Origin of the sequence: Sphingobium sp. IP1 (assembly GCF_002708645.1) — a bacterium.
GTDB classification, from domain to species: domain Bacteria; phylum Pseudomonadota; class Alphaproteobacteria; order Sphingomonadales; family Sphingomonadaceae; genus Sphingobium; species Sphingobium yanoikuyae.
Genome location: NZ_NOIW01000026.1, coordinates 31,295 through 49,840, shown reverse-complemented (window position 1 = coordinate 49,840; position 18,546 = coordinate 31,295). Strand labels below are relative to the sequence as shown.

Annotated in this window: 15 protein-coding genes and 1 pseudogene; 6 read left to right on the top strand and 10 right to left on the bottom strand. The window is 59.2% G+C overall.

Features of this window, described 5'->3' with window-relative positions; translation table 11 throughout:
• Positions 1-109: 109 nt before the first annotated feature.
• Genes CG471_RS11565 through CG471_RS11540 form a run of 6 tightly spaced genes read right to left on the bottom strand, consistent with a single transcriptional unit; the run spans position 110 to position 7,132 of the window.
• On the bottom strand, positions 110-1,192 hold the full coding sequence (locus CG471_RS11565; protein WP_257211507.1) for an aromatic ring-hydroxylating dioxygenase subunit alpha: 1,083 nt from the start codon (positions 1,190-1,192) through the stop codon (positions 110-112).
• Positions 1,189-1,581 carry a VOC family protein gene (locus CG471_RS11560; protein WP_037484967.1) on the bottom strand — a complete coding sequence of 131 codons (393 nt, stop codon included), beginning with the start codon at positions 1,579-1,581 and terminating at the stop codon, positions 1,189-1,191. Before CG471_RS11560 ends, CG471_RS11565 begins: the two co-directional genes overlap by 4 nt.
• 14 nt (positions 1,582-1,595) lie before the next feature.
• A complete protein-coding gene (locus CG471_RS11555) occupies positions 1,596-2,579 on the bottom strand; it encodes an isopenicillin N synthase family oxygenase (protein ID WP_037484970.1) in 984 nt (327 codons plus the stop codon).
• Positions 2,580-2,606: 27 nt separating this feature from the next.
• On the bottom strand, positions 2,607-3,731 hold the full coding sequence (locus CG471_RS11550; protein WP_099231944.1) for an isopenicillin N synthase family oxygenase: 1,125 nt from the start codon (positions 3,729-3,731) through the stop codon (positions 2,607-2,609).
• Positions 3,643-4,947: a nucleobase:cation symporter-2 family protein gene (locus CG471_RS11545; protein ID WP_257211506.1), complete on the bottom strand. Its 1,305-nt coding sequence runs from the start codon at positions 4,945-4,947 to the stop codon at positions 3,643-3,645. Before CG471_RS11545 ends, CG471_RS11550 begins: the two co-directional genes overlap by 89 nt.
• 55 nt (positions 4,948-5,002) lie before the next feature.
• On the bottom strand, positions 5,003-7,132 hold the full coding sequence (locus tag CG471_RS11540) for a TonB-dependent receptor (RefSeq protein WP_180275676.1): 2,130 nt from the start codon (positions 7,130-7,132) through the stop codon (positions 5,003-5,005).
• A gap of 334 nt (positions 7,133-7,466) precedes the next feature.
• On the opposite strand from CG471_RS11540, the gene CG471_RS11535 reads away from it, so the two are divergent.
• The gene (locus CG471_RS11535; protein WP_223308132.1) at positions 7,467-8,384 is read left to right on the top strand and encodes a LysR family transcriptional regulator; all 918 of its coding nucleotides are present in this window, start codon (positions 7,467-7,469) and stop codon (positions 8,382-8,384) included.
• Positions 8,385-8,491: 107 nt separating this feature from the next.
• On the top strand, positions 8,492-9,031 hold the full coding sequence (locus CG471_RS11530; protein ID WP_099231943.1) for a phosphoribosyltransferase: 540 nt from the start codon (positions 8,492-8,494) through the stop codon (positions 9,029-9,031).
• 450 nt (positions 9,032-9,481) lie between these two features.
• Here CG471_RS11530 and CG471_RS30605 read toward each other — a convergent pair whose 3' ends face one another.
• On the bottom strand, positions 9,482-9,703 hold the full coding sequence (locus tag CG471_RS30605) for a hypothetical protein (protein ID WP_180275675.1): 222 nt from the start codon (positions 9,701-9,703) through the stop codon (positions 9,482-9,484).
• Between the two features lie 32 nt (positions 9,704-9,735).
• On the opposite strand from CG471_RS30605, the pseudogene CG471_RS11520 reads away from it, so the two are divergent.
• A pseudogene (locus CG471_RS11520) lies at positions 9,736-11,685 on the top strand (OB-fold nucleic acid binding domain-containing protein); the annotation flags it as partial.
• Positions 11,686-11,790: 105 nt separating this feature from the next.
• A complete protein-coding gene (locus CG471_RS30140; RefSeq protein ID WP_143560183.1) occupies positions 11,791-12,093 on the top strand; it encodes a hypothetical protein in 303 nt (100 codons plus the stop codon).
• On the opposite strand, the gene CG471_RS11515 is transcribed toward CG471_RS30140, so the two are convergent.
• Positions 12,059-12,901, bottom strand: a complete 843-nt coding sequence (locus tag CG471_RS11515; protein WP_099231941.1) for an NAD(P)-dependent oxidoreductase — start codon at positions 12,899-12,901, stop codon at positions 12,059-12,061. The genes CG471_RS30140 and CG471_RS11515 overlap by 35 nt on opposite strands.
• A 57-nt stretch (positions 12,902-12,958) precedes the next feature.
• On the bottom strand, positions 12,959-15,418 hold the full coding sequence (locus CG471_RS11510) for a TonB-dependent receptor (protein WP_180275674.1): 2,460 nt from the start codon (positions 15,416-15,418) through the stop codon (positions 12,959-12,961).
• A 386-nt stretch (positions 15,419-15,804) separates the two neighbouring features.
• Between CG471_RS11510 and CG471_RS11505 the strand changes: the two genes are divergently transcribed.
• Complete coding sequence (locus CG471_RS11505) at positions 15,805-16,710, top strand: helix-turn-helix domain-containing protein (protein WP_257211505.1); 906 nt, start codon at positions 15,805-15,807, stop codon at positions 16,708-16,710.
• 103 nt (positions 16,711-16,813) lie between these two features.
• Here CG471_RS11505 and CG471_RS11500 read toward each other — a convergent pair whose 3' ends face one another.
• The gene (locus CG471_RS11500; RefSeq protein ID WP_099231938.1) at positions 16,814-18,037 is read right to left on the bottom strand and encodes a cytochrome P450; all 1,224 of its coding nucleotides are present in this window, start codon (positions 18,035-18,037) and stop codon (positions 16,814-16,816) included.
• A 116-nt stretch (positions 18,038-18,153) separates the two neighbouring features.
• Between CG471_RS11500 and CG471_RS11495 the strand changes: the two genes are divergently transcribed.
• Positions 18,154-18,519 (top strand): nuclear transport factor 2 family protein, encoded by a 366-nt coding sequence (locus CG471_RS11495; protein ID WP_099231937.1) that lies wholly within the window; start codon positions 18,154-18,156, stop codon positions 18,517-18,519.
• Positions 18,520-18,546: the final 27 nt, after the last annotated feature.

The window sequence follows — 18,546 nt, the reverse complement described above, 5'->3', positions numbered from 1 at the left end:
TGCCGAAATTAGAGCGCAAAGAGCGGGTAGAGCGCTTCCCGTGGCGCAACGAAAAAAAGTGGCCAAAGCTGACGCCTGGCCACCATGTTTTCGCTAGCTATGATTATTGCTATCCGGTCAGTCCCATTTCCCTCAGCGCCTTTCTGTAGGCGACCGACGAACGATCTGCCGCGAAATGCGCCTCATCCTCCATGTCGAGGGGCAGATCTTCGGGGCACTGCGCTTCCACTATTGCCTGATCCTCGGCAAAGATTTGCGCGTTGAAGGCATAAACATCATCCAGGGAACCCGTCTTGTCGAAATTCCTTACGAGCGGCACGTACAGGATCGTTTCCCTGGCTGAGACAGGTGTCGCGATGTTCATGATCCGCAGAACGCCGTCATCCGGGAAATCAACTTTCAAAAAAGCAATGAAGGGGGGGTGCACGTCGAAGGTCCGGTGCCAGATAAAACCTTCGGGTTCGAGATGGTGCAGCGCCTTTGGGAAATTGCTGACGTCCGACACATAGATGCTACGGAAACCGAAATCGGTCGACTTTGTTTGATATAGCGGAACGACACTGTTTTCGCGGTCGGCGAAGGCTTCATGGTGAATCCATGCAAAATGGGCAACGTCGATGAAGCCCTCCACCTGTCTTCCGGGGGCAGCGTTCATTCCCACTGGCGGGCATAGTATCGTCTGGAAGGCCGGATCGCTCCACTCCGGGAATTCAGGGATCACCGGTTCGGGCGACTGAGCGTCAAGGCACGTCCACACCAGCCCATAACGTTCGACAGAGGGCAAGATGGTCGCCCGAAAACGATCGGACGGAACGACGTTGGGCTGCGCGGGAATACGAACGCAGCGCCCGTCGCTGGCGAAGCGCAAACCATGGTAGGGACAGACGATTTCATCTTCTTCGACCCAGCCCATGCTGAGCGGCGCCCCCCGGTGCGGGCACAGGTCACGCGCGACGTTGATCCCGTCCGTGGTCCGGTAGATCACGAGTTTGACGTCAAGCAGCCTGGCGGCCAACGGCTTGTCGCCAATATCCTCCGCGCGGGCGACCGGGAACCAGAATTTGGCGAGAATTTCCCAGTCGCCATCCGCGTAGGAACAATTTCGCGGGCGGCTCAGGCGGTTGTGACATGCCGGAGATGCCTTTGCGGGCGCATCGTCCGGCGGGTCCAGCAAGGACGCGGCCGAGTTCACGCCGCCGCTCCACGGAAATTGATCCGGAAGGCGTTGCCATCGGGATCCCGCAACACCGACTGAAACCAGCCATAATAGGTGGCGAACGGCTCTTTGACGATTGTGCCGCCCAGTTCCCGAGCCTTGCCGGTCAGATCGCGCACTTCCTGTTCATTATCGACGTCGAATGTCTGGAAAGCCCGGTCGCCCTGCCCTTCCAGCGGAATGAGGCCAAGCAGTTCATAGGCGCCCGGACCGCTGAAGCCCAGCGATGTGCCGCCCGCCACGAAACCGCGAAAAATGGGAGAGCGACTTGCCACGATCTCCTCCAGCCCGAAAAGCGTGCCGTAGAAGTCCGCCAAGCGATCGATGTCGTTGGTGAAGATGTTGGTATAGGCCAAAGCAGCCATGTTAAAATCCCTCTTTACGCTGCCAGACCGTAGGTCTTGCGATACATTTCGGCGATGTGCCCGCCGACCGTCGTTTCTTCAAAGTCCGGCTTCCCGCTCTTGGGCAGGCAAGTTGGGGCGCAGCCGACCTTGTAGAAATAGTTCGGATCGAAAAAGGTCGGCACCGAAAACCTGTCGCGGCCGGAATGATTGTTCAGGACGCGGTGCATGTTGGCGTGATAAAGTCCGTTAGTCAGAACACGCACCATCTCGCCCAGATTTATGACGAAAGTTCCCGGTATCGGCGGCGCGGCGATCCACTCACCCGCCGCATTCTCGACCTCGAGGCCGCCGACACTGTCCTGCAACAGAATCGTGATCATGCCCCAATCGGTATGGGCGCCGGCACCGATCTGATTGAAGGCAGCGTCTGCAGGCTGCGGGCCATACCGCAGCAGCCGGCTGTTGAAGAGCGGCTCTTTCAAAGCCTCGACGAAATAATCGTCCGGCAGATCGAGAGACAGGGCGATAAGGCCCATTAAATGGCGGCCGACCCGGAACATCTCGCCAACATAGGTCTCGTACCGGCTGCGGAAGCCTTCCGGCTGGTCCGGCCACTGGTTGGCACCACAGTTGGGAACCCCGTCACGCACGTAAGGATGATCGTCGTCCAGGTCGCAGCCGATCAGGAAACCTTCCTTGAGATCGGGAGGCGATCCGTCATCCAGCGTCTGGAGACCGGGAACCTCATAACCGCGCGTGCAGGTCGAATTTTTGGCATCAACCTTCTGCTTTTCCACGAGCGGAAGCGCGAAGAACTCCCTGGCAAGCTCCAGCTGACCGTCCATCATCGCCTGCGGCACGCCATGGTTGCTGATGTAGAAGAAGCCGGTGTCGCGTGCCGTTTTGTGAATTTCCCAGGCAACAGCCTTCCTGGCTTCCATATCGTCGGAAAAACTCGGACCCAGATCGATCACCGGAATGGTTTCGGCTGGTTTTGGCGGGGTATAGACAATCATGATCGCTTATCCTGAAGAGAACCAAATTCAGACGGTTTCCATGTCCTTGAACTTGGGCGTATCGTTCATCTGGTTCATCTTCATCTCCAGATGTTCGAGCGAAGTCGTTTTCCCATATTTGGGCGCGCTTTTCACGGCGCAGCTTGGGATGCACTCGATAATCGCGTCGTAATTGGGCTGGTGGAAGAACACCAGGGACTGACGCCGGCTGCCGACAGCCTTGTCGCGCGGTGGATTGATCACACGATGCATGGTCGACACCCATTCGTCGTTCGTCCACTGCGCCATCAGGTCGCCCAGATTGATGATGAACGCGCCCGGTACTATCGGCACCGCCTCCCACCGGCCATCCGGAGTCTGCACCTCAAGACCGCCGGGCTTGTCTTCCGCCTTGAGAATGGTGAGACCGCCATAGTCCGTATGCGCACCGGCACGGAGTTGTCCCTCTTCGGGTGCCTCGGGCTGGTCAGGATAGTTGGTGACGACCATGTTGGTGATGTGCTTGTCGATCTTGTCGGCAAACCAATCGGCCGGCAAGTCCAACGCCCTTGCGCACAATTCCATCAGCAACTCGGCCAGCTTTTCCATCTCGTGGTAATAATCGACGATGCCGTGCCTGAATTCGGGCACGTCGGCGTCCGGCCAGATATTGTCGTGGAAGATGCGCTGCGCCGTCGGAGACGTGAAATATGGATCCTCCGCGTCGAGGTCGAAGCGCCCGATATTATAATATTCCCGATGATCAGGCTTCGCTTCCTGCCCGATCGTGCTTGCCAGATTCCCCGTCTCCATACCGAAATAGCCGCGATAGATTTCAGGATCGGGCGAACGATATTTCGTTTTTGCAGCCAGAGACAGGTCGAAGAAACGGCGCGTCGTGTCCGAGGCACGCTCGATGATCTCGGCAGACACGCCATGGCCGGACACAACCAGAAACCCGATGCTCCGCGCTGCGGCGCCAACTTCCCGGGCTACCGCCTGCTTTTCCTCTTCCGTGCCCGTCCGCGCTTTGGTCAGGTCGATGATCGGAACTATGCTACCGTCGAACTTCATTTTATCCTCCTCAGGCACCGGCTGCCACGGCCGGCACGGAATCGTTTGGAACTGAGTCTTCTGCGTCCGCGCTGGCGCCACCGGCGCGGAGAAAAGCATTGAGTGCGATCGCAGTGATGATCCCCAGAAGCACGCCGCTATGGGTGAAGGGGGCCAAAATTTCGGGCGCCGCCGCAAAGAAGCGGGGATTGAATGTGGGGATCAAGCCGACACCAAGGCTGATGCCCACCACCAGCAGGTCTTCGCGCGATCGGTCCAGCCGCGCCGCCGACAGCGAGCGGATGCCGGATGCCGCAACCATGCCGAACAGCACCAGGGCAGCGCCGCCAAGCACGCTGGGCGGGATTGCCGCCACCAGCGCGGAAAGCTTGGGGAACAGCGCGAGCAAGAGCATGATGGCCGCCGCACCTGCACAGACGAACCGGCTGCGAACGCCCGTCATGCTCACCAGCGCGATATTCTGCGCATAAGATGTGTAAGGAAAGCTGTTGAACAGCCCGCCGATCACCGCGCCCGCGCAGTCGGCGCGAAGGCCCCGCGCCAGGTCGCGAGGCGTAGTCGGACGCTCCACCACATCGCCCAGCATGGTGAGCATTCCACTCGATTCCACCAGTGTGACCAGGATGACGATCACCATGGATGCGATTGCCGCCGGATCAAACACGGGCAGGCCGAAATGAAATGGGGTGACGAGCTGCAAGGCCGGCGCCGCCTTCACGTCGGCGACATCAACCATGCCGAGAAGGGCCGCAAGGACATAGCCGGACGACATGCCGATCAGGATCGCACAGTTGGCGAAAAAGCCAACCCCAAAGCGGGTCACCAGCAAAATGGTCGCGATCGTCGCCGCTGCGAGCATCAGGTTGGTGGGCGAACCGTAATCCGGCGCGCCTCGACCGCCGGCCGCCCAATCCAGCGCCACGCCGACAAGCGACAGGCCGATCAGCAGCATCGCCGTGCCTGTGACCGTCGGCGTCAGGATGGAGCGCATCCGCCCGACCATCGGCACAAGTGGCAAGACAATGAGGCCGGCGGCGATCGCCGCGCCATAGACTGCGGTAAGTCCGAGCCCCGGTTGGCTGGCGATGGCGATGGCGGGCATAACGCCGACAAAGGTAACACCCATGATGACGGGCAGGCGGATACCGATGGGGCCGACCCCAAGACACTGGAGCAAGGTAACCAGTCCACATGCGAACAGGTCCGCGCTGACCAGATAAGCCGCATGTTCGGGAGAAAGCTTCAATGCAGAAGCAACCAGCAAGGGGACCGTGATCGCGCCGGCATACATGGTGAGCACATGTTGCAGGGCCAAGGCTCCCAGCGCCCCGATTGGCGGGACGCTGTCTACCGGGTGCATATCGGAGGGTTTAGAATTCATATTTCATAGAACCGATGATCTGACGCGGCGGAATGTACATATCGCTGGTCGTGAAGCTACCGAAGGGATTCGAGTAGCGCGAGGCGACGCCCGCCTTGTCAAAGATGTTCGAGACGGTGAGGCCGATCGTCCAGTTCGTATCCCGCGGCGTGAACGCGAAATTCGCATTCACCTGGGTGTAACTCGGCACCACGTCGCGAGCGCCGTCATTGAAGATGCGATACTGGAATTTCCCGCGATAGATCAGTTCCCCATGGGATTTGAGCGTTCCGAGCGACCCAAGCTCCAGCCTATGGGTGACGCCCACCGCCCCTTGCCACTTGGGCAATTTCGGCGGTTTGTTCCCATTCGTGTTGCGCGTCTGGGTCGCGCGCAGGGCAATGGTGTAGGCATCGAAGGGGCCATAGCCTAGCGCAGCGGCAGCCAGCGTCGCGGCATGTGCCCGCGAGGGATCCAGCGTGATGTAATCCCCGACCAGTTCGCCATTCAGATAAGTGACGTTGCCATCGAATTTGAGGTTGTCGGTTGCCTCCACCGTAGCTTCAGCCTCGGCACCCCATATCCGGGTTTTGGGAACGTTGGAAACCCCGCCCTGATAGGCGATCGGATCCTCCATCTGATATTGGAGATCCTTATAGTCGTAGAAGAAGGCAGCGCCATTGAGGGTGATCCGGTCGCCGGCAAAGCGGTTCTTGGTTCCAAATTCATAGGACCAGACATATTCCGGCTGATAGGTCAGCGGGACGAGCAGCGGCGTGCTGTTATTGCTGACGCCTCCGGGCTTATACCCGCGGGACACGCTGGCATAGACCATGTTGCGCGAGGTCAATTCGAAATCGACCTCCGCTTTGCCGGTCAGAGCATCTTCCTTGGTCTTGGCGTAGACGGTCGGCCCAAAAATGTCGAAAAGCGTGCTGTTGCTGCTCTTGAAATCGTCATGGCTGAAGCGCAGGCCCAAGGTCGCACTGATGCGGTCTGCCAGCTTGTACTTGGCCTGGGCGAACGCCGCATAGCTGTAGCGCTTCTGACGCGAGTTGAGCGCATAGTCCAGATTATAGGGATAGTTCGCGAAAGTGAGCGGCAATGTGAGATTATAGGTCGGGTTTGCGTCCGTCCCCCGATATTCCAGAATATCCTGACCAAGCTTCTGATAAAGGAAATAAGTGCCGAGGATGTAGTTGAGCGGCCCATTCCCGTTCGACGTCAGGTTGAATTCCTGACTGATCGCGTCGACACTGTTGTTCCAATAGGGCTGCGCATCATAGGCACCCGTATTTGCATGATGCAGCCGATCGACGTCGATCTGATTATGGTTGCGCGTCGTCTGATAGGACGTGAGCGATTTGAGTGTCGCGAACCCCATATCATAGCGCAGGTCGGCATAGGTGAGGAAGAAGTCGAGCTTATATTCGTTAGGATAATCCTGCGAGATCCGGCGCGGATCGAGATCGGGATCGTCGACATTTTTCTGGGCTGCGCCATGTTCATCCGCGTTGAAATATTGCGCCGTCAGTTGAGCGGAGAAGCGCTCCGTCGGCGTCCACAGAAGCGAAAGCTTGGTTGAAATCCGGTCGGCATCGTCCAGGCCATAGCGTCCATAGCTCGGTCCCAGACCGGTCTGACGCGCAAAACCCTCATGATAATAGCGCTGAACAGTGCCGCGAACCGCCAGCGTGTCAGTCAGCGGCACATTGAGCGTGGCAGTCCCACGCACCAAATCATAATTGCCCAGTTCCAACTGAGTCGATCCACTCAACGCGTCCAGACTTGGCTTCGCGGCGATCGCATTGATGATCCCGCCCGTCGCGCTCTGACCGAACACCGTCCCCTGCGGTCCGCGGAGCACTTCCACCCGCTGCAAATCAAGAAAGTCCTGCTGCAAGGCATAAGGGCTGACGATATAGACGCCGTCAATGTGGAAAGAAGTGCCCGGTTGCGCGCTCAGATTGTCGGATGCTTCATAGCCGACCCCCCGAATTGATACGACGCGGACAAAGCCGCCGCTGTTCGCAATGGTCAGCCCCGGAACGAACCCGTTCATGTCGATCAACTGCGTGATGTTGGACTGGGCCAGCGCATCTGCGGTGATCGCGGTGATGGCGATGGGCGCCCGCTGCACAGTCGTTTCCTGCTTTTCGCCCGTGACGACAATGTCGCTCTCGGCAAAATTGCTATCCGCCGAGGCCGGCACGGCGTCGACGGCCTCTGTTGCACCTGCAGCATGAGCCGAGACACTCGCACAAAAGGCGAACGGAAGCATGGCACTGGCAAGAAATGCAGATTTTCCCCTTAGTTTATTCACTTCTATACCCCTTTTTTGGAGGGCGACCTGAATCGCTCAGTTTTCCCGCCCTCCCCTTTTTTTCGCTCTTGCACATCATCTGTCATTGAACTGCGATCTGATCCATCGCAGAATACAGCAAGCACTGTTCTAAAAATGTAGACACCGGGGAATGACCATGCTTTTTGGCCGTGCCGCCATTTATTTCGATGAAGTTGCAAAGCGCGGAGCGCTTCGTCGCGCTGCCGATGTGCTGCACATCGCACCATCCGCCGTCGATCGCCAAATCATCCTGCTGGAGGAGGAATTGGGAACCAAATTGTTCGAACGAACCGCCACGGGCATGAGGATGACCGCAGCAGGGGAGCTTCTGATCGATGGTGTGCGCAGGTGGCGGCGAGATCTTGTGCGGATTCGTTCCGAGATCGACAATCTGGTCGGGCTGCGCCGCGGTCATGTCACCATCGGCATGGTAGAAGGTGCAAGCGAGTTCGTGGCTTCAGCTGTCGCCCACTTTCAAGAACGATATCCCGCCATAAGGTTCCGCATGGACGTATTCGGCGCCCAAGGCGTGATCGATCAGGTGTTGCGAGGCGATATCGACGTGGGTGTTACCTTCAACCCGCCGGACAACCCTTCAATCCGGCTCGATCGGACTATGATCTACCGCCTTGGGTTTCTGGTCCAGCCCGGCCATCCGCTCGCGCAGAGGAAAGACGTTTCGCTGGCCGAGTGCGCGACCTATCCACTCGTCATCCCCGGAGAGAATCTTTCGCTTCGCCGGGTGCTGGATACCGCCTGGGCGAAGCATGTCGGCGGCGTGCCCCGGGCGGTTGCCGAAGTTAACAGCATTGGTGTGATCAAGGCGTTGGCGCGGCGCGGTGTTGGGATCGGATGCCTCACCGCCTTGGACGCCATCAGTGAAATTGAGGCTGGAACCCTCATATTCCTTCCGGTGTCGGACGAGCGCGTTGACCTTTCCACTTTATCCATCGTCAGTGCAGCAGGCCGCACTCTCTCGGTCCCCGCATCCTTGATGATCCAGCATCTTGCCTACATGATGGAAGATCACGGAGTCCCTGTCGTTTAAATTCGAGATGACGAGCATCTCCAGGACAATAATCACCGCGCAGCGTCGAGCTGCATTGCAGAGTCGATTCAAGATCGGTAAGCGCGCGCTTTTTGCCAAAGGCTGCTATGTCGAACGATCGGAAAATCCAGTTTCGCGAGATGTCGTATGATCAGTTTCTCGCTCATGTCGAAACAATTGCGCATCAGGTCGAAGAGGACAGCTGGAAACCGGATTACATCGTCGGAATAGGGCGCGGAGGTCTCGTGCCTGGCACATATCTTTCGCATCGGCTCGAAATCCCATTGCTGTCGATCGACCACAGTTCCAAGGTTCATGTATTTTCCGATGCGCTGCTGGTTCACCTGGCCTCCTGCACCCAGCGTGGCGAGCGCTTCCTTTTTATCGATGACATCAACGACAGCGGAAAAACTCTGGCTCGGTTTCGATCGCTGATAGAGGAGCATGACGGAGAGCTCTCCAACTTTCGCTTCTCCGTGCTTATCAACAATGTCAGTTCGCGGGCCACGGTCCATTACGCATCTGAAACAATCGACCGGCAGAGCGACAAGAGCTGGTTCATATTCCCTTGGGGTTCCGTCGCGTCCCGAGCCGCTCAAGAATGGGATGCGCGGGAAGATCCTGAGCGACTTGGTTTAACAAAGTGAAGTCTCCTCAGATGACAGATATACTTCCGCATACCTAATGTTAGCTGCCAAAGTCGGCGACCATGACGGCTGTACGCCGACACACATCGTGCCATAATTGAGTACCACTGGTCGGCGAGACTCAGGCCAGCGCCTCATTTCCGTCCTTTGGGCGATCTTGGAAAAAGAGACGGTGAGGCTATCGCTGCCGTCGGGCAACTGCTTGACGTCGGTGACGGTGTCGACGGCCAGCCCGGAGAGGCGCAGTCGGAGTCATAGGCCAGCTAGAACGGCGTGGGGCGCTCAGAGCGACCGGTTCGGCGCCGCAGAAGTCGAGCAGCGTGATCTGCACCCCCCACTGACTGGCCCAGAGACTATGAAAGTCTGGACCAGAGTGAGCCTGCCCCAATCGCGGCGAGCCGCTAACCCCTTCAGCAGATGCCCCAAGGAATTGATTGCTGCTACGCGAGATCAAGCAGACAGAGTTCCAGGTTGAAGAAACTGAAGGACGCTTTCCGCATGGCGCGCAACGGAATCCTCAGTCATCATCGCCTTTTGGCCTGCTAAGTCGGCCTCTTTCGTCAGCATCGGGGGAACCTGCACCATGCCGACCAGCGAATAGAGCATGGAGTGAACCGGCATCTGGTGAATAACGCCCGCTCTCATCATATCTTCCAGCCAAGGCACGACCACAAGATGATGCTTGATTACGAATTCCTGAACCGTCGATGGACGGCATCACGGACGAACAGATTGCGAGCGCCAATTTGAACGCCGAAGATCATCGGCTGAAGCTCACCCTGGAACTGTCCCGGCAGCTCATCGGCACGCCGCGTCACCTCTCCCAGCATCCCGGCGGCTTTGTGCTGACCCAGGACCGTCTCGATGATCTCGTGCCGATCGAACCGGCGCGGATGGAGGATCGCCAAATCATAGAATGGGATAAAGATGATATCGATGCGTTGAAATTCATGAAGGTCGACGTGCTGGGCCTTGGCATGCTGGGCTGCATGAACCGAGCGTTCAATCTGCTCGAAGAGCATAAGGGCATCCGTGTCGGCATGGCCGACCTCCAGGACGATGATCCGGCCGTCTATGCCATGATCCAGCGTGCCGACACGCTTGGCGTCTTCCAGATCGAGAGCCGGGCGCAGATGTCGATGCTGCCGCGGATCAAGCCGAAGGAATTTTACGACCTCGTGATCGAGGTCGCGATCGTGCGGCCCGGTCCCATTCAGGGCGACATGGTTCATCCCTATCTGCGCCGCCGCGAGGGCAAGGAGACGCCCGAATATCCCAAGCCGGAGCTGGAAGCCGTGCTCAAGAAGACGCTCGGCGTCCCGCTCTTCCAGGAACAGGCGATGAAGGTCGCAATCGTCGGCGCAGGCTTTACCCCGGCTGAGGCCGATCAGCTGCGCCGCGCCATGGCGACATTCAAGCTGACGGGCGGGGTCAGCCATTTCTACGACAAGCTGGTGAACGGGATGATCGCGCGGGGCTACCCCAAGGATTTTGCCGAGCGCACCTTCAAGCAGATCGAGGGGTTCGGCAGCTATGGCTTTCCCGAGAGCCACGCGGCGAGCTTTGCCAAGATCGCCTACGCCTCCTGCTGGATGAAGCATCATCATCCCGACGTCTTCTGCGCCGCGCTGCTGAACGCTCAGCCCATGGGCTTCTATGCGCCCGCCCAGATCGTGCGGGATGCGCGCAATCATGGCGTCGAGGTGCGTCCGGTCTCGATCAACCACAGCCATTGGGATTGCACGCTCGAACCGGCGCTCGGTCGATACAAGGCGGTGCGTTTGGGGTTCCGTCAGGTACGCGGGCTTGCCAACCTTCACGGCGCTGCGATCGTCGGCGCGCGCGGCCCCGCGCCGTTCGAAAGCGTCGAGGAGGTCTGGCGCCGCGCCGGCGTGCCGTGCGCCGCGATCGAGCGGCTGACCGAGGCCGACGCCTTCTCCTGTATCGCACAGGACCGGCGACAGGGGCTATGGAAGGTCAAGGGCCTCGGCGAAGCGCCCCTTCCCCTCTTCGCCGCCGCAGATGCGCGCGAGGGAAAATTCTCACCCGAAGGCGAAGAGGCGTTGGTCACGCTCCAGCCGATGACGCAAGGGCGGGAGGTGGTGGAGGATTACCGCTCACTTCAGCTCTCGCTCCGCAACCATCCGCTGAGCTTCCTCCGCCCAGAGCTCGACGCCATGCGGATCGTGCGCTGCGCCGATCTCAAGTCGATCCGCGACGGCCGCAATGTGGAAGTGGCCGGCGTCATCCTGGTCCGCCAGCGCCCTGGCTCGGCAAAGGGCGTGCTGTTCGTCACGATCGAGGACGAGACCGGGGTCGCGCAGGGCATCCTCTGGCCGGACCGGTTCGAAATCTACCGCCGGCAGGTCATGTCCGCGTCGATGATCGCGATGCGCGGACGGCTGCAGAAGGAGGGCGAGGTTATCCATGTCATCTGCGATCGAATCATCGATCATGACGAGATGCTCCGCTCGGTGGGGAGAATGGACTTCAGTGTCGCCCCTGGCCGGGGTGATGGTGCAAGTCATGGCGGGGGTCCCGATCCGCGAGACCCCGCCTTCCCAAGCGGCCGGACACTTGGCTCACTGCTCTATCGCGCCGCGCACGCGACAGCTGACGATATCCTACCCATTCGCAGCCATGATTTTCGTTAGATCGCGCTTCGCGCTATGCATCCACGGCTTTGGCTCCAGAATCTATGCCGTAGCAACCCGCGCCAGCACAATAGGCGGTCTGGCGCTCATAATCGGGAGCACACAATGAACCAAATTTCACCTGTGCTTCGTGCGCTTCTGCCGCTACTCAGCAGGAGGGCAAAGTTCGTGAATAAGAATTATGTTAAATTACCGCTAACCAAACCAATCCGCGTGATGACTGTATGGATCCGCTACTCGAACCGACAGCAAACACTGCGCAAGAATCCAAGCGAGATCGTGCTCGCCACCGGAGAGATCGACGCATTCGCATTGGTCAATGTTTCCACAACAGACGGTCATCATCAGGATTTTCGGGCGATTTTGTCAAAATCTAGCTCTCGCAGATTGCAAGCAGCGTCTTCTTGAGCAGCGTCTTGGTATGGCTGGTGATCGGCGATGCCGCATCGGCGCCCGCCGCCAGTTCTTCAGCCAGCGCGAGATCCTTTTCGCCAATGCCGGCTTGGCCGGCGAAGAAGGCACGCCGGGCTGCATCCCCCGGATTATTGCGGAAGTCGACGAAACCGGCCATCGGCGGGGTGAGATTGCCGTTGCGCTTCATCACGGTCAGCAGCTTGTCCATCGGCACGCCCGACGCCTCCGCTACATTGGCAACCTCTATACCCAACATGATGCCGCACCAGGAAACGAGGTTGTTGCAGATCTTGAGGGCCATTGCCGACCCGAGCGGACCGATATGCATCGTGTTCGTCGAAAAGGCGTTGAGCACCACCTGGACGCTGGCGGCGACGGATTCCTCGCCACCGGTCATGCAGAAGACGAAGGGACCGTCCTTAGTCATTTCGGTCCGTGTAACCGGAGCATCGATGACGTCGATACCTTGGGGAGCAGTGCGCTCGGCGATATGCTCCGCGGTCTTCGGCTTGATCGTGCTGTGGATAAGCAGGATCGCTCCCCGCTTCATCGCGGGCAGCAGTGCATCGACGCATTCCAGTACCTGTGTGTCGTCCCGCACGCAGATGCCGACAACGTCGGCATCCACGCCAACCTCCGCCATGGAAGCGGCGAGCCTCGCACGGCCTTCGAATTTCGCCAGTGCATCGGGAAACACGTCGTAGACGGTAAGGTCTAGCGGCAGTTTGGCAAGTTCCCGCGCCTGATCGCCGCCCATGCTGCCGAGGCCGATGAAACCGATTTTCCTGATAGTATCTGTCATGAAATATCCTTCAGGCCTTCTCCAAGTTCGCGAATGAGGTAATCAATCCAAACGCCCTTAGTAAATCCCAAACGGGGCCTGCACGAATGCCAAACCATTGCGGGAGCGCCAAAGCCGGTCGCTCCGGGCATAGCTTTTCGGTCCGAAACGAAAAGTCGCGCCGATGCCCCACGTGAAGGGATCGCCGATATAATCGATCGCCGTGCCCAGTGTCGGCAACTGATCGGCGAAGGCACGGGTTACATATTTCTTTCCGCCGATATTGCGGCCGAAGATCGACAGCTCAAGATTGGGATCTTCGATCTGCAAAGCAATACGCCCGCTCAAAAGCCCATATTCCGGTATGCTATTGATCCGGTTGGCGATTGCAATCGCATCACGATAAGCTTGCGCGCGCCGCGGATCGGCGGTGAACAGACCGAAATTCTGTTTGCCGATATAGGCGTAGTTTGCATAGATCGATAGTTCGCCAAATGGGGTCGGCACCTTCTGCGTGGCCGATATGCCGAACTGCTTCTTGGGCATTTGCGGCAGAGCCTCGTCGCTGCGATCGACCGAACAGCGGACCGAACCTGCGGCGGTGCCGGCGACGCAATCCGACACGTTGGCACCGGCGACGGGAACGAACTGCTGCTGTTCGACGAAAGTGCCGGAGACATATTTGCCGTCGAGCAGGGCGAGATTGCCGGAGAGCAGCATCCCTTCCCAGGGAACGGCGCTTATTTCAAGTTCGCCGCCATAGACGCGCGCATCGCCCGAGTTGCGGAGGAATTGCGTGGTTGCACAGGCAAGCGCGCCCGGTGGGGTGATGCAGTCGGAAGCATTGCGCTGAACGTCCGACTGCCAAGAATGGAAGGCGGCGGCATTGATGCGCAACCGATTATCCAATGTGCTGAACTTGACACCGAGTTCAACGTCCCTGACCTTCTCAGGCTTGAACGGCGGTGTCGCAGCCGAACCATTGCGCATATTGAAGCCGCCGGCCTTGGACGCGGCGCTCGTCTTCACATAAGCAAAAAGGCTGTCGGTGATTTCCATATCGACACCCGCCGTCCAGGCGGGGTAATTATATCTGACCGAACGTGGCAGGCTGCAGGGCGCAACAAAACCAGGATTCGAGACCAGCTCGGCCGCGCAGGTGTTGGCGGCAAGGTTCGTTCTGTTCAGCAGAACAACCTCTCGCTTATCCCATGTCCAGCGGACGCCGCCGGTAAGGCGGATCTTGTCGGTCAGACGGTAATAGCCCTGGCTGAACAGGCCGACCGAGACATTCTTCACTGTGCCGTAATTCAGGCCGAAACCGAAATTGGGTGCGGGGGCAGCGGGCGCAAACGACCCGAAGGTCTGCGATACGGACGATTCACGACCGCTTTCCGTCGAATAGTAGCCGCCCAGAATATAGCTGAAACGGTCGCCCAATTCCCCGGAGAACTGAAGTTCCTGCGAATATTGATCGGATTTGTAGGCGCTTTCGGCCGCCAGAATCTGGGCAGGAGTGCCATCGAGTTCGTTCAGGCCGATGGCGTTGCTGTAGCGATAGGCGGAGATGGATTTCACCGTGACGGAACCGATTTCGCCATCGATCGTGAGATTGCCGCCGTAGGCTTCCAGCCTGTTATAGGCGTTTCGGCCGCCTGCGGTCAGAAAACCGTAATTGGATCCGACTGGCGGATTGGTGCTGAACGGAATGCCATAGGCATCGTACCAATGGGCCTTGCTGTGCAGATAGGGCGCAAGGGGCGTTGCCGCGTTGATCGCGCCGATCGCCGCGCTGGCGCCCGGGTTGACCGCTGCAAGGCCGGCGAACTGGCCATGATCCTTGATGATGTTATAATCGCCGCTGAGCGTGGCCGACCAGTTGCTGCCGGCGGGCGCCCAACGCAATTTGGCGCGGGCATAATGGCTGTTGCGGTCCTTGAGTTCGCTGTTCGAGGTCAAATTCCGAGCATAGCCGTCGTGATCCACGAAATCATAGACGAAACGCGCCGCCAGCTCATCGCCTATTAACGGCACGTTGAGAACAGCGTCGACATTTCGATAATCATAGTTGCCGCCCTGAATGCGGAACTGCCCTTCGAAATCGCCCGTAGGATTGGCCGTGACGATGTTGAGCGCGCCGCCGGTGGTGTTGCGACCGAACAATGTGCCCTGAGGGCCACGCAGAACCTCGACCCGCTGCAGGTCGATGAGATCGGCCGAACCCTGCGAGGGACGCGGAATATAAACGCCGTCGACATAGGTTGCGACGGAAGGATCATTGGCGACGCCCGGATTCAACGCCGGCATGCCGCGGATGGAGATATAGACGAAGCCCGAACCGCCCGGGGCGCCGGTCGCGATCGATAAGCTCGGCGCGGTGCGCTGCAGGCCCGCTACATCGCCGACCTGCGCCTGTTTGATCATTTCGGTCGACAGTGCGGTGACGGCGACCGGCGTGGTCTGGATATTCTCTTCGGTCCGCCTGGCGGTGACCACAATGTCCTCGATTCCCACAGGTCCGGTCTGGTCCGCCGCCATTGTCGGCACGCTGGCCGCGAAAACCGACAAGCTCGCCAATGCGGTCGTCTGGAACCATTTACCTGAAGCCATTTTATCCCCTCCCTGAGCGTTGAATTCGGGCAGGATGTTTTTTCACCTCATGCCCGTGCGACAGAGCGCTAACATCAGGAACGGGCGCGGAGAACCGGCTTGAGCGCCATGTCACGCCGGCGATCAAACTAATGTCCTCTTCGCGATGCTTTGGAGATTTTCCGACCAGTCGGCCATGAACGCAATGACGGTTTCGCGATGGGATGTCCGGTTTGCGCGATATGATTGAGCATCGACCTACCATGGCTGAGCCGCCATAATATCGCTTATAGAAGCGGCTAGCGGCCCGCATGGGAATGGGATGGACAATGACAATGTCGGGTGAGGCGCAATCCATGATTCAGCCGACTGGTGCCATCCTCCCGTGCCAGCCGCTCACAACGGCCTATTTCCATGTTGAGAACAGCGTCATCGCAAACGGCATTCGTGCCGATATCCGGCATTTTGCCTGGGATCGTAGCTGTGACGCCATCTTTGAGCCGAACAGTCGCTATCTCGACTATTCGCTTGGCCCACGTGCACGCGGCTCACGCCTGCTCCCCAACGGTCGTCGCCACGCGCCGCCCTTTGGTGAGGTGTCCTACCTGCCTAATGGAAGCCAATTTGCAGCGCGCTGCGAACCCAGCGAATATCGCATATTCTGTTTGACCTTCGAAGATCACGCAGCGGATCGCCTCTTCCAGAATGACGCGCCGCCTTGGTCATTGCCCCCCTGTTTCGACGTGAAGGCGCCATGGATCCTGCACGGCTTGGCCCGCCTTGCGCAGGAAGTAAGCGATCCCGGCTTCGCGCCAGCCATCATGGTCGAGACCATTGCGCTGTCGATGGTCATCGACCTGTGTCGCCATCTTCAAATCCCCTGCAAATCCGATGCCGGACCCGATTCCCGCATGACGGACTGGCGGCTGCGCCGTCTTCAGGAGCGGATCGAGGCGGGGCTGGCGGGACCATTGTCGATCGTCGACCTGGCGAACGACTGCGGCGTCAGTTCCCGGCATCTGATGCGGACCTTCAAGAATACGGTCGGCAAGACGCTCGGCAGTTACATCGCCGATGCCCGGATTGAGCGGGCCAAACGGGAACTGGTGCAGGACGGCGCCCTCATCAAGATCATCGCGGGGAATTGCGGCTTCCAGAGCGTCGCAGCCTTCAGTGCCGCCTTCCGGAAGGCGACCGGCCTCAGCCCCCGGGGGTTCCGGCAGGAGATGCTGCGCGGGTAGATGGCGCCGGAGCGAGTGCCCGACGCCATCGGACACCCGCTCCAGAACCAGGTTTCAGGCGTTCACACCCGATGTCGCGGCGCGACACGATCGCCGACCCTGTTCAGCCCCATTGCAGGTGGAGATCCGGCACATGCAGGATATTCCCCACATAATAGGGCACCTGGAAGCCGTCCTTGATCCGGAATTCCGGTATGGCCTTGACGAATTCCTCGACCGCAATCTGGAGTTCCAGCCGCGCCAGATGCATTCCCAGGCATTTGTGAATGCCGCTGCCCAGCGACATGTGCGGCGCCTTGCGATCGAAACGGATGGCCTGGGGATCCTCGTAGAATGCCGGATCGCGGCCCACCACGGGGGAACTGAACGCCACATAATCCCCGGGCATGATCGTCTGGCCCTGAATCTCGATGACCTTGGTCGCGATGCGGAAGGCGGTGACCGGGGCGAAGGCGCGCAGGAATTCTTCGACCGCCAGGACGATCAGCGACGGGTCGGCGCGCAGTTCATTCTGCTTGTCCGGATGAGCCGCCAGATAGTTGAAGATGTTGCCGAGCAGGGAGGTGACCGTGTCGAGGCCGCCGATATAGAGATTGAAGCAATGGCCTAACACCTCGTCGTCATTCCACAAACGGCCATCAACCTCGAAGGTCAGCACCTTGCTGATATAGTCGTCGCGCGGCTGCTGGCGGCGCGCCTCGATCTCTTCGAGCAGATAGTCCTTCACGCAGCGCACGGCGTTGCCGCGCACTTGCCAGTCGTTGGAATGGAGCATTTCCTTTTCCCATTTCAGGAATTGCGTCATTCTTTCCTGCGGCAGGCCGAGCAGATCGAGGACGATGAAGATCGGGAATTTTTCCGAAAACTCATCGATGAAGTCGCACTGTCCGCGATCCTTGAAGGCGTTGATCAAGGCCTGCGCCCGCTCACGCACCTGTTCCTTCATCGCGAACATCTTCTGCGGCGCGAAATGACTGTTCAGCGCCTTGCGATAGCCGGTGTGGACCGGCGGGTCGGCCTCGGTCGGAATGACCAGCCAGTTCTCGCCGATATTCTGGGCCCATTTACCCATGCCGTTCTTGGTGAAATTGTCGGCGTCGCGCAGCATCGCCTGGACATCCTCGGCATTTTTGAGCAGCCAGCCGGGCTGATCGCCCGGGAAGATGTTGGTGACATAGGTGATCGGCGGCAGATCCGCGTGCATCGCGGGGATCAGCACTTCCTGCGGGTTATCATAGATCACCGTCCGCGAAAAGAGCGGCAGCGCCATCGCCAGTTCGGGCGGCACATGATCCGGCAGGGGCTTTTGTGCGATTTGGGTCATCATAGTCTCCGAAGCAAAAAGAGATAAATTCCACCCTTGCCAAAGACAGGTGCGATCATGGCCGTCCGTCCGAGACTGGCGACCATGCGGACGATCCGCAATGACAGGAGGCGATGCACATGAGCGAGGCAGACATACTGGATCTGGAACAGGCGATCCGGGACAATTACCGGCTGTGGAACGAAGGGAAGCGCGACGAGCTCGACCGACTTTTCCGGATCCTGGGGCCTGAAGGCTTCACGATCGAATATGTCGGCTCGCCCGCCATGGACGGCGACGCCGCGATGGCCGACATGTGGGCGGAATATGGCGGCAAATGCACGACCGACCCGCTGGAGGTGATCGTCAACGGATCCGAGGGCGCGGCCTATGTGGCCAATCGCCTGCAGACCCCGGACGGCATCGTGACCCTGCCGAGCCTGGAAACCTACAAGGTCGCCGACGGCAGGCTGACGATCCGCTATTTTCATCGGACCGCCCACTAATCCTCCAAGCCCCGAAGTGCAGGCGCT